This window comes from Algibacter sp. L1A34, from assembly GCF_009796805.1.
Taxonomy (GTDB): Bacteria; Bacteroidota; Bacteroidia; order Flavobacteriales; family Flavobacteriaceae; genus Algibacter.
The window spans coordinates 291,512-304,026 of record NZ_CP047029.1 but is presented as its reverse complement, the minus strand read 5'-3'; the positions used below and the strand labels follow the sequence as shown (position 1 = coordinate 304,026).

The following is a 12,515-nucleotide window of genomic DNA, read 5'->3' as shown; positions in this document are numbered from 1 at the left end:
AACATAATTTAATTAGAAAGTGGAAAATAACGACTGGCTTTATACAATTTCACCTAAGAAGAAAATAATAGATCTAAATCTTAAAGAAATTTGGAGCTATCGTGATTTGTTGTTTTTATTTGTCAAGCGTGATATTATAACGGTTTATAAACAAACCATATTAGGGCCTTTGTGGTTTTTTATTCAGCCCTTGTTTACGTCTGTAATTTTCACCCTAATATTTAACAATTTAGCAGCTATTCCAACAGGAGAAGGCGTGCCTCCATTTTTATTCAATTTGGCAGGAATAACGTCTTGGAACTATTTTAGTGCGTGTTTAACAGGTACTAGTAATACGTTTAAAGCCAATCAAGGCATTTTTGGTAAAGTCTACTTTCCTAGAGTGATTACCCCATTATCTGTGGTGTTTTCAAATTTATTAAAGTTTAGTATTCAGTTATTGGTATTACTAGTGTTTTATATCTATTATGTGTATTTTACAAATCAAGGTGTAACTGCTTCACCACAATTAGCAATAGTGTTACTTCCTTTATTAATAGTATTTATGGGCTTGTTTGGTTTAGGTTTTGGAATGATTTTATCATCATTGACTACCAAGTATCGTGACTTAACTTTCTTGGTTAGTTTTGGTGTACAGTTATTGATGTACGGCTCGGCAGTAATGTATCCATTATCTTATTTTAAAGCGCGATTACCTGAGTATGCTTGGTTAGTAGAATGTAATCCTATGACTACTATTATAGAGTTGTTTAGATATATGACTTTAGGTGTTGGAGCATTTTCAATAATTAATTTTATATACGCTGGAAGTATTAGTGTAATCGTATTTTTATTGGGATTAATAATTTTTAATAAAACTGAAAAAACGTTTATTGATACGGTTTAGATAAGCTATTTTAAAGATATGAACGACAATAAAAATGTTTTAATTTGTATAGGAACAAGACCTGAAGCTATAAAAATGGCTCCAGTATATTTTAAGTTTTTAAAATCAGGTTATAATACAAAACTTTGCGTGACAGCGCAACATCGAGATTTATTGGATCAAGTATTGGATTTTTTCAAAATGAAACCAGATTTTGATTTAGACTTAATGACGCCAAATCAGACGTTAAATAAGTTAAGTTCAAGAATTTTAGAGGATATTGATAAAATATTTAGTGAAAACAAAATAGATCTTGTTTTAGTACACGGAGATACTACAACTTCTAGCATCATTGCTTTGGCAGCTTTTAATAGAAAAATCAAGATAGCACATGTTGAAGCAGGATTGAGAACATATAATAAGTGGTCTCCTTTTCCTGAAGAAATGAATAGACAATTAACCGGTAGATTAGCAGATTTTCATTTTGCGCCAGGGAGAAGTGCTGGTCAAAACCTTTTAAAAGAAGGAGTGATTTCAAATACAATAATAGTTACGGGTAATACTGTTATTGATGCTTTAAAAATGACTGGTGATATCTTAGATCAAGGATTTAATACACCGGTTATTGAAAATTTAAAAGAAGCTATCAATTTTGATAAAAAAATAATTTTAGTAACGGGACATAGAAGAGAAAATTTTGGAGAAGGTTTCGAATCTATTTGTAATGCCTTAGTAGAAATATCTAAGGATAATACGGTAGAGATTGTTTTTCCAGTGCACCTTAATCCTAACGTGCAAGAAGTGGTTTATAAAAGACTATCTAATGTATCAAATGTGCATTTAGTAGCACCATTAGATTATCCAACATTTATTTGGTTAATGAAAAAAGCACACTTAATAATTTCAGACTCTGGAGGTGTTCAAGAAGAGGCGCCAACTTTTGGAGTCCCTGTTTTAGTGACTAGGTCGGTTACGGAAAGACAAGAAGGGGTGGATTCCGGTTGTTCGTTTTTAGTAGGAACTGATCAAGATCTTATTGTTAGTAAAGCTCAACAAATTTTATCTAAAATAAAACAGACAAATTCTGCTGTCAATCCTTATGGAGATGGAGATGCTTCTCAAAAAATTGTTGATTTTTTTAAAAACGCGTCATGGTAGGTAAAACGGACATTATATTAAAAGCCGAGAACATATCTAAGCAATACCGTTTAGGTATTGTAGGTACTGGAACTATAAGTCACGATTTAAATCGCTGGTGGAACCGTATACGTGGTAAAGAAGACCCATATTTAAAAATAGGCGAAAGTAACGATCGTAGCACCAAAGGTTCTAGTGAGTATGTTTGGGCATTACAAGATATAAATTTTGAAGTAAAACGTGGAGAAGTTTTAGGTATTATAGGTAAAAATGGAGCAGGTAAATCGACGCTTTTAAAAATACTATCTAAAGTTACAGGCCCAACCACAGGAGAGATTAAAACTAGAGGGCGCATAGCCTCTTTGTTAGAAGTTGGTACAGGTTTTCATGGAGAAATGACAGGGCGTGAAAACATCTTTTTAAACGGCGCTATTTTAGGAATGACCAAAAAGGAAATTACTGCAAAAATAGACGAAATTATCGAATTCTCAGGGTGTCAACGGTATATAGATACACCTGTAAAACGCTATAGTTCTGGTATGACGGTGCGTTTAGCATTTGCTGTAGCAGCCTTTTTAGAGCCAGAAATATTGGTTATTGATGAGGTATTAGCAGTTGGTGATGCAGAGTTTCAAAAGAAAGCAATTGGTAAGATGCAAGATATTTCTCGTGGTGATGGTCGAACTGTTTTGTTTGTTAGTCATAATATGGCAGCTGTGAAAAGTTTGTGTACAAGAGCTCTAGTTTTAAAAAACGGAAAAACAGAATTCGAAGGAGGTGTGGAAGAAGCTGTTGAGTTTTATCTTGATGGAACTGTTACAGAATCAAAGGTGACAGCGTTTAATGATAGAAAAGGTAATGGTAAATTACAAATAAAAGAAGTTTTTACGCACGGAAAAAATGTAAAAGTAAAACCTCAAACAGGAGAATCATTTAAAATGCTTTTTAGCTTAAATAACCCTATTGAAGCTAAACTTGTAGATGTACAAATGGATTTAAGAATTGATGATAATCTTGGGCAAAGAATAGCTTGGCTAAGTACTAGTTTAATCGATTTTGGGAAAGATGATGAAGTTGTGAATGAGTTAGTTTTTAGTATTGATAAATTGAATCTTAATAAAGGTTTTTATTATGTAACAACCTACATAACTGTAAAAAAGGAAATTACGGATTGGATTCAAAATGCTTTTTCGTTTGAAGTAGAAGAAGGAAATTATTATGGTAATGGAGCATTAGTATCTACAAACCAAAGTAAAGCTTTGTTTAATTTTAAAGTCTCAAATGAGTTATGATTAATAAAATAAGAAAATTAATTAGAGAGAACAGAGCATTCCAAGAAACGCAAGTAAAATATCTTAAAGAGTTAGAATGGGCTCAAATATATCACGATAGTATTAGAGGTCAAGAAGGCATTAAAGACCTGTCTTTAAATATAGGTAGATGGGCAGGTAATTACACCTTTTTTTATATATTAAATAGAGTTTTAAAAGACTATAAACCACTAAATATATTAGAATTGGGCTTAGGCGAATCATCAAAATTTATTTCTACTTATTTAGATACTTATTTAGCAAATTCTAATCATTTAATAATCGAACAAGATAAAAGTTGGGCTTCTGCTTTTGAAAGACAGTTTTTATTATCTAAAAGGTCTAAAATAGAAATTTGTTCTATAATTGAAAAAAATATTCATGAATTTCCAGTAAAAATTTATGAGAATTTAGAACCTAAAATTGAAAACGACTATGATTTATATGTTGTAGATGGACCACATGGTAGTCCAAGATTTTCAAGATATGATATAGTCTCTATTGTTAAAGGAATAAGTCTAGGTCATGAATTCGTAATTATATTTGATGATTATCAAAGACAAGGAGAAAAAGATACTTTTTATGAGTTACAATCTGTATTTAAAGAAAAAGGAATCACAATTTACCATGAAACATTTTTTGGTTTTAAGGAAGTTAAAATAATTACTACAGAAAAATATAAATACTGTTGTTCAATTTAATATAATCGACAATGCTATTTTCAATACTTATTGCGAACTATAATAATGGTCATTTTTTTATTGACTGTTATAACAGTATAATAAAACAAACTTATACTAATTGGGAAGCTATTATAGTAGATGATGGCTCAAACGATGATTCTATAGAAATTATAAAAAAAACAATAGGTAATGACAGTCGTTTTAAGTTATATCAAAATGATAAAAATAGAGGTTGTGGATATACTAAAAATAAATGTTGTGAATATGCAAACGGAGAAATATTAGGTTTCTTAGATCCAGATGATGCTATAAAGTTTAACGCATTAGAAGTTATGGTAAATTCTCACAAAACAAATATAGAAGCAGCAATTATAACCTCTAATTATGAACTTGTAGATTTAAACTTAAATGTTATTAATAAAGGAATTAATGCTAGTAAAATCCCAAAAGGGAAATCGTATTTAACTTATGGACAAGGTGCTTTAACTCATTTTGCAACTTTTAAAAGCCACGCATATAATAATACTTTAGGTATAGATCCTTTAATGAAACGAGCTGTAGATCAGGATTTATATTATAAACTTGAGGAGCAAGGTAGTCACGTTTTTTTAGAAAATTATTTTTATCTGTATAGAATACATGAAAATAGTATTTCAGAGAATGAAAACCTTTTTAAAGCAAAATATTGGCATTTTTATGCAAAGAAGTCTGCTTACACGAGAAGAAGAAAAAATAAAAGTATAATAGATAATTTCTCTAAAGATTTTTTTAAAGAATATGAATCTAATTACTTTTTAGATAGATTTGAAAGATCAAAAAATAATAAACAGTTTAAAACAAAGCTATACTTTTTAAGCAAGTCTATTAGTGCAGCACCTTTTCATAAACCAATCAGGAAAACTAAAAGCTTAATTTTATTAATTATAGGTAAAATATAATCAGGGTATTTTTTTAAATGAACCAAAGTCAACCACTTATTTCAATAGTGTTACCAGTGTATAATGTCGAAAGATATATTACAGAAGCTATGGATTCTATTCTAAAGCAAACAGTTCAGGATTTCGAAATATTGGTTATTGATGATTGTTCAACAGATAATACAATTAAAATTGTAGAGTCTTATAACGACAACAGAGTTAAAGTAATTAAAAAGGAAAAAAATAAAGGATTAATACACAGTTTAAATCTTGGGTTTAGCCTTGCAAAAGGAAAGTATATTGCAAGAATGGATGGAGATGATATAAATGAATTAGAACGGTTTGAAAAGCAACTACATATTTTGGAAACGTATCCAGAAATTATAACTTGTGGTAGTTGGATTAAATACTTTGGAGGTCATGATACGGTTATTAAGCATTGCGAAAAGCACGATGCAATTGTAGCTCAAATGCTAGTTAAATGCCCAATGAGTTTAGGGTGTTGTATGTTAAGAACAAGTGCTGTTAGAGCGTTTTCTTTTAATAATGATAAAGTTCACGTTGAAGATTACGACTTTTGGTCTAGAATAGCTTGGAACGGGAAACTCTATAACATACAAGAAGTATTATATAATTACAGAAGCCATGAATCTCAAGTTTCTAGTCTATATAAAGACATACAGGTTGAAGGTGATATGGAAATTCAATTATTTTTGTTTAAAAAATTAGAGTACGACGAAAATAAGTATACAGATACTTTTTTAAAAAAGTTTCTTTTAAAACAAGAGCATATAAAAGTAGAAGCGTTGGAGTTGTTTATCGATTGGCAAAAAAAAATAGTAGCGCTAAACAAAAAAAACAGAGTATTTGAAACCAAAGAATTAAAGACTATTTTAAACCAGATAAAAAGATCTATTATTTATAATATTTACTTTACAAATGGTTTTAAAGAGATTGATAAAAAATGGAGAACACAAGCTTTATTTAAGTTACCAATTAAAGACTTTGTTTATGTAGCAAAAATGAAAATAAAAGAAAAAACTAATTTTTTATTCAAGCAGGTATTAAGTAAATCATTTTATGACTTTTAATAACAAAAATATTTTATTAATTCTCCAAGCTGGAACGTTAGGTGGAGCAGAAAGGCAAGCACTTGGCCTTGGTGAATATTTAGTAAAACAAAAAGGTTGTACTGTAGATATTCTATTTGCTTCTTCGCCAAAACGGACTGAAGATTTTAATAGTTTTTTCGCAGAAACAGGAATAAGAAGCATTCATTATTTTGGGGAGCCTTATATTATTTTAAGAAGAGAATTTTCTATTAAAAACTTAAAACGATTAAAGTGGTCTGCTCAATATTTATTAAAACTAAAACAAGGTTTAAAAAATGAGAACTATGATGTCGTCATTCCTTTTTTAAATTTCCCTTCTAAAATCGCATATTACTTATACAAATTATTACCAACAGTAAAATATACGTTTTGGCATCAACTAGGCTTAGATATATTGAAAATGGATGTTTTCGAAAGTATTGCTGTAAACAATATGCCATGTATAATTGGTAATGCAGAAAATTGCTTCGACATTTTTAAAAATGAATACCAAGTAAACAAAAAGAAGTTTAATCTTTTGCCACAATACATAACGCTTGAAAAGGAAAAACGAGAGGCTTCTATAATTAAGAAAAAATTTAATATACCAGAAGGAGCAATTGTTTTTGGTATGATAGCACATTTTAAAAGCTTTAAATACCATGATTTGGCATTAAAGATATTTTTAAGGTTGTGCGAGACTCATGATAATATTCATTTAATTTTACAAGGAAATAAAGAAAACGATGAAATATCTAGAGGTATTTATTATGATTTAGAAAAGAGTATACAAAATTCTAATATAGCCAACAAAGTAGCCTTATTAAGTAATGAAGCTGTTCTAGATGTTTTAAACATTTTAGATGTTGGAATATTACTATCTTTAATAGAAGGCACTCCCAATGTAGTAATGGAATATATGTTATTTGGTTTGCCAGTAATAAGTTCTAATCATCCAGGTTGTATAGGTTTACTAGAGGAATCTCCTTATTTGGTAGATAATACTCAAGAAGCTATATTTTTAGCTATGGAAACATTGGTTAATAGTGAATTAGAAAGGAAAAAAGAAGGTGAAATAAATTTAGAGCGCATAAAAAAGTATGATATTGATACCTATGTAGAAAAATTAGAACTTATTTTAACTAATAGTTATAATTAGGATGATAGAAAAAGACTTAATATCAATAATATTACCGGTTTATAACGGAGAGCAATTTATAGCAGATTCAATTAATAGTTGTTTAAATCAAACATACTCAAATATTGAATTAATAATTGTAAACGATTGCTCAACAGATACTACTTTAGAGATAATACAAGGTTTTGAAAAACAAGATTCTAGAATTAGAATAATAAATAATGTAACAAATCTAAAGCTGCCAGCAAGTTTAAATGTTGGACATAAAGCTGCTAATGGATTATTTTTAAGTTGGACTAGTGATGATAACTTATATAAAAAAAATGCTATTGAGGAGTTGGTTAGCTTTCTAAAAAATAAAGATTCAGACTTTGTATATAGTAATTTTTCAACAATTGATTTAAACGGAAAAGCCAAACGAAAAGTGCTTTATAAGAATAAAGAAGATCTCTTATTTGGAAACTCTGTTGGATCTTGTTTTTTATATAAAAAAGAAGTGTTTATAAGAAATAAAGGGTATAACGAATCTCTGTTTTTAGTTGAAGATTATGACTTTTGGCTAAGAGCTTCATTACATAGCTTATTTTGTCACCTTAATAAGGATTTATATAAATACAGACTACACGATACAAGTTTAACCAATAGTATTCACACAGATAAAGTTAAAAATGCACTTTGGAAGAAAAATATAACTGAAATGTATAGCGGTTTTGTAAATAGTATTACAACGAATGAAAATGAAGTGATTTCTCAATTTCAAACGAATATTTTAACGTATCAAAACATTGAATTCTCTTGGGTTAAAAATCATTTTTCTACTATTAAATCTTTTGTAGATAAAATCAATCATTTTTCTAATTATAGTAATAAATCAAAAGTCGAAACTGTATTTTTAAAACAAATAGTTCATGTTTTTATGTCCAGTAAAAGCACAAAAGGTAATATTAAAAAAGCCTTTTTTATTATAAAAAAATATTTCCATATTATGGATTTCAATACGTTTAAAACGTTAATTAAATATTCGTTTTTTAAATGATTAAATCACCAGACATAACCATAATAATGGCAACTTATAATAGAGCGCACTTTATTTTAGAGATGCTGAATACTATAAGTAAGCAAACCTTTAAATCTTGGGAATGTATTATTATAGATGATGGTGGAACAGATAATACCGAAGCTGTTATTTCTAATTTACTTATTGAAGACAGTAGGTTTAAATTCTTAAAAAGAACAGATAAGTATGAAAAAGGATTGTGTGGTTCTCGTAATTACGGATTAGATTTAGCAAAAGGAGATTATATTATATTTTTTGATGATGATGATTTGGTGCATCCTAAAAATCTTGAAATTGCTCATCATGTTATTACTAATAATAGTGTAGATTTTTGTCACTATCAAAAGCAGTCTTTTGTAAAAGAAAAACCAACGTTTCTAGATTCTAAAGTTGAGGTTATTGGTAATATAGCTACAACTAATATTGAAGCTGTAGTTACAGGAGAAATTGGTTTAGCTTCTTGTACAGTTTTGTGGAAAAACGACTGTTTAAAAACCATTCGTTTTAATGAGAACTTGCAATACGCAGAAGAATGGGAATGCTATATTAATATTATAAGTCATGGTTTTAAGGGATTAATTATTAGTAATATTTTATATTACAATAGGAAACATGCAAATTCTAATACTGGTGAATTTTGGAGCAATAATCCTAAAAGAATAGATTCTAAAAAAGAGGCTATTTATTTAGTCATTCAAAATTTAAAAACAAAGCAATTGTTATCTAATAGTATAGCACGTTTTTTAATAAATACAGCAATACATTTTAGAGATGTAAAGTACTTTAGAAAAATGGTTTCTGAAAGTAATGTATCCTTAAAAGGCTTGTGTCTAATAAACATAAAATATTATTTATTTCCTTTTTGGAAGATTAAACAAAAAGTAAAAAAAACGACTAAAAAATAAGAATAATAGATAATGAAATTTAAAAGTATTCTTTTAAGGCTATTAAAACATGTACCATCTTCTTTTTTAAAGGTGGTAATCTTGAAGTATGTTTTTGGTTATAAAATTGGTAAAAATGTATTCATAGGAAAAGCATATATAAATTGTGAAAAGGTAAGCATAGGTGATAATGTAAGAATAGCAAATGGTAATAATTTCACTTGTAATTCAATAATAATAGGAGATAATACCATGTTTCATTCCAATAATAATATTGTTGGTAGTGGTGTTTTTAAAATAGGAAAAAATTCTAGAGTAATAAATAATCATTATTTCGATGTTTGGAACAATATTACAATAGGAAATAATACATGGATTGCTGGAAAAAATTCTGAGTTTTGGACACATGGTTCTATACATACAAAGACAGGAAAGAATCTAGACATAAAAATTGGAGACAATAATTATATAGGTTCATCTTGCAAATTTGCATCTGGAGTAAATATTGGATCAATAAATATTGTAGGTTTGGGTAGTGTTGTATCTAGTGATTTTGAGAATAGTAGAAATATAATTGCAGGGAATCCTGCCAAGATTGTTAAACAAAATCTCGATTGGAGAGATAATTGGTAGATATATGAGCATTATAAAAAAAGTTTTAGTAATTGTCGAATCTATAGATGTTAACGCAACAAGTGGCGCAAAAGTTAATATGGCGTTAATAAATGCTTTACTTTTATGTAAATATGAAGTAACAGTTCTCCATTATACGCGTGAAATTATTAATATTCCTTTAGCAAACTGCATTGCTATAAAAGAAAATAAAACAAGTTTAAAATATTTTTTAAGCAGGGCGCAACGCGTATTTCAAAGAATAACAAAAATTAATATATCTAAAAATTTAGAAAATATTTTTGGTCATTCATTTACGTTCTTTAACGATTCTAAAAGCATAGCATATGCCACAATAAAGTATTATAATAATCACGATCTAATAATAACACTAAGTCAAGGTGCTAGTTTTAGGCCTCATCATGCTATGTTAAAGCATTCTCAACTACATAGTAAATGGGTGGCTTATGTGCATGATCCTTATCCATTTCATTTATATCCAGAACCTTATGATTGGATTGAAGCTGGTTACAAGCAAAAAGAAGATTTCTTTAGAAAAGTATCCGAGCATGCCAAATATTCTGCTTTTCCAAGTCAGTTACTTAAAGAATGGGTAGGACAGTTTTTTCCTAAATTTTTAGAAACGGGATTTGTAATTCCTCATCAACATTTAATTAGTCCGCAGCAAATTAAGTTAGAAAATTTGCCGTATTTCAATTCAGATAATTTCACCTTATTACACGCAGGAAATTTAATGAAACAACGTTCTCCTGAAGGTTTGATTAAAGGATTTAAGCTTTTTTTAAAAACTAACCCTAAGGCAAAAAAAAACAGTATGCTTATGCTAATTGGTCCATCCAGTTATTACGAGAGCTTTTTAGAAACTACTAAGAATAAAGTACCACAATTATATATTAACAATAAACGTGTAGCATATAACGAAATACAGTTTTTACAGGAACGCGTTGATGTTAATATTATTTTAGAAGCTAAAACTGATATTAGCCCATTTTTACCTGGGAAATTTCCACATTGTGTATTTGCGAATAAACCGATATTAGTTTTAGGTCCTAATAAAAGTGAAACGAAAAGATTACTAGGTCAAGATTATTTATTTCAAGCAGAAGCAAACGAGTTCAATAAAATTTCAAAGCTTATAGAAAAGTTGTATTTTAATTGGTTAAATAAAAAAGAAATAGAATTAAATAGACCTGATTTAGAAAAGTATTTAAATCCAAGTCGTGTTGGTGTAATATTAGAAAAATATATTAATAAAGTATGATGATATCTATTCTTATATCGACTAAAAACAGAAAAATAGATTTAGAAATTACGTTATCTAAAATCAGTAATTTAATTTCACGAGATGATGTGGAATGTGTTGTGTTTGATGATGGTTCAGATGATGATACTTTTGAATTTTTGCAAAAGCAAAAACAGGGTATAACTGTGCTTAGAAACGAAAGATCAAAAGGCTATTTATATTGTCGTAATAAAATGTTAAATGAAACGAATGCAGATTATGCTATTTCATTAGATGATGATGCACATTTTTTAACAGATAATGTTTTCGAAAATATTTGTGATCATTTTAAAGAATACCCAGATTGTGGAGTAGCAGCATTTAGATTGTTTTGGGGCTTAAATGAACCAAAAGAGACTGTAACTAAAGAAATCACAACAGAAGTGTCTAGCTTTGTTGGATGTGGACATGTATGGAGAATGAAAGCGTGGCATACTATTCCTAACTATCCAGAATGGTTTGTTTTTTATGGTGAAGAAAACTTTGCGTCTCTTCAATTATTTAAAAATAATTGGAAAATATATTATCTACCTAGAATACTTGTAAATCATCGAGTCGACTTAAATATTAGAAAATCTAATCCTGATTATGGTGTGCGTTTACGACGGTCCTTAGGCGCTGGTTGGAATGTTTTTTTTCTTTTTTATCCATTAAAAAAGGCAATTAGATTAGTCTTTTATTCTGTTTGGATACAGGTGAAAACAAAAGTGCTTAAAGGAAACTATAAAGCAGCTATATCTATATTAAAAGCCTTGTTAGATTTAGTTCTTAATTTTCGCAAACTGTTAAAGCAAAGAAATACATTAACAAAAGAAGAGTTTAATACGTATAGTAAATTAGAAAACGCTAAAATATACTGGAAGCCAAATGAATAAAAAAACACTTATTTTTAAAGACAGACTTGTGTTTGCAAATGAAATGTTAGCAAAATATTTTCCATTAGCACCAAATAGCATTATTAGTGATATAGGAGCTGGTTTTGGAGCTTTAGAAAGTTCGGTAAAAGAGATTGGAGGTGTCTGGCAGCCATTTGATTATGTTAGAAAAATTGACAAATCAATAATCTGGGATTTAACTTATTCTTGTCCAGGAAATGCAAAAAAGGCTGGTTTAGTACTTTTTTTAGAAGTTTTAGAGCATTTGCCAAACCCTTTGCTTTCTCTACAGAATATATCTAATCATATGGTTCAAGACGGATATCTCATACTCACAACTCCTAATCCAAGAAGCAGTAAAAATATTATTAATTTAATGCTCAAGGGTACTCTTTATGCTTTTCAAGAAAAACATATTAAAGAGTATCATGTATTTACACCGTGGGAGCATATTGTTAAAGACTTTTTAAAAACAGCAGGTTTTGAGATTTTAGAATATACAGTTGTAGATACTGCTTATCAAAAAAGGAAACATGATAATTACAAAGACCGATTTAAACGAATAATTGAAGTTTTCTTTGAAAAAAGAAATGTAAAATCAATTGGTATGAGTTATGGAATAATTGCAAAGAAAGTAAAATAA

General features: G+C 28.8%; 13 protein-coding genes. All 13 read left to right on the top strand.

Features of this window, described 5'->3' with window-relative positions:
- Nucleotides 1–19 precede the first annotated feature (19 nt).
- Genes GQR97_RS01245 through GQR97_RS01185 form a run of 13 tightly spaced genes read left to right on the top strand, consistent with a single transcriptional unit; the run spans nt 20 to nt 12,515 of the window.
- Entirely contained in the window at nt 20–886 is an 867-nt protein-coding gene (locus GQR97_RS01245; RefSeq protein ID WP_158844280.1) for an ABC transporter permease, read from the top strand.
- Nucleotides 887–904: 18 nt separating this feature from the next.
- Nucleotides 905–2,023: a non-hydrolyzing UDP-N-acetylglucosamine 2-epimerase gene (wecB, locus tag GQR97_RS01240; protein WP_158844278.1), complete on the top strand. Its 1,119-nt coding sequence runs from the start codon at nt 905–907 to the stop codon at nt 2,021–2,023.
- Complete coding sequence (locus GQR97_RS01235; RefSeq protein ID WP_158844276.1) at nt 2,017–3,294, top strand: ABC transporter ATP-binding protein; 1,278 nt, start codon at nt 2,017–2,019, stop codon at nt 3,292–3,294. The genes wecB and GQR97_RS01235 overlap by 7 nt, the downstream gene beginning before the upstream one ends.
- Nucleotides 3,291–4,013 carry a hypothetical protein gene (locus GQR97_RS01230; RefSeq protein WP_158844274.1) on the top strand — a complete coding sequence of 241 codons (723 nt, stop codon included), beginning with the start codon at nt 3,291–3,293 and terminating at the stop codon, nt 4,011–4,013. Before GQR97_RS01235 ends, GQR97_RS01230 begins: the two co-directional genes overlap by 4 nt.
- Before the next feature lie 11 nt (nt 4,014–4,024).
- Nucleotides 4,025–4,933, top strand: coding sequence for a glycosyltransferase family 2 protein (locus GQR97_RS01225; protein ID WP_158844272.1), 909 nt, complete (start codon nt 4,025–4,027; stop codon nt 4,931–4,933).
- Between the two features lie 17 nt (nt 4,934–4,950).
- Nucleotides 4,951–6,003 carry a glycosyltransferase family 2 protein gene (locus GQR97_RS01220; protein WP_158844270.1) on the top strand — a complete coding sequence of 351 codons (1,053 nt, stop codon included), beginning with the start codon at nt 4,951–4,953 and terminating at the stop codon, nt 6,001–6,003.
- Nucleotides 5,993–7,162, top strand: a complete 1,170-nt coding sequence (locus GQR97_RS01215; protein ID WP_158844268.1) for a glycosyltransferase — start codon at nt 5,993–5,995, stop codon at nt 7,160–7,162. Before GQR97_RS01220 ends, GQR97_RS01215 begins: the two co-directional genes overlap by 11 nt.
- A gap of 1 nt (nt 7,163) precedes the next feature.
- Nucleotides 7,164–8,177, top strand: a complete 1,014-nt coding sequence (locus GQR97_RS01210; RefSeq protein WP_158844266.1) for a glycosyltransferase family 2 protein — start codon at nt 7,164–7,166, stop codon at nt 8,175–8,177.
- Nucleotides 8,174–9,103, top strand: a complete 930-nt coding sequence (locus GQR97_RS01205) for a glycosyltransferase family 2 protein (protein WP_158844264.1) — start codon at nt 8,174–8,176, stop codon at nt 9,101–9,103. Before GQR97_RS01210 ends, GQR97_RS01205 begins: the two co-directional genes overlap by 4 nt.
- Nucleotides 9,104–9,115: 12 nt before the next feature.
- Nucleotides 9,116–9,715: an acyltransferase gene (locus tag GQR97_RS01200; protein WP_158844262.1), complete on the top strand. Its 600-nt coding sequence runs from the start codon at nt 9,116–9,118 to the stop codon at nt 9,713–9,715.
- A 4-nt stretch (nt 9,716–9,719) separates the two neighbouring features.
- A complete protein-coding gene (locus GQR97_RS01195) occupies nt 9,720–10,976 on the top strand; it encodes a UDP-glycosyltransferase (protein ID WP_158844260.1) in 1,257 nt (418 codons plus the stop codon).
- Entirely contained in the window at nt 10,973–11,872 is a 900-nt protein-coding gene (locus GQR97_RS01190) for a glycosyltransferase family 2 protein (protein WP_158844258.1), read from the top strand. The genes GQR97_RS01195 and GQR97_RS01190 overlap by 4 nt, the downstream gene beginning before the upstream one ends.
- Entirely contained in the window at nt 11,865–12,515 is a 651-nt protein-coding gene (locus GQR97_RS01185; RefSeq protein ID WP_158844256.1) for a methyltransferase domain-containing protein, read from the top strand. Before GQR97_RS01190 ends, GQR97_RS01185 begins: the two co-directional genes overlap by 8 nt.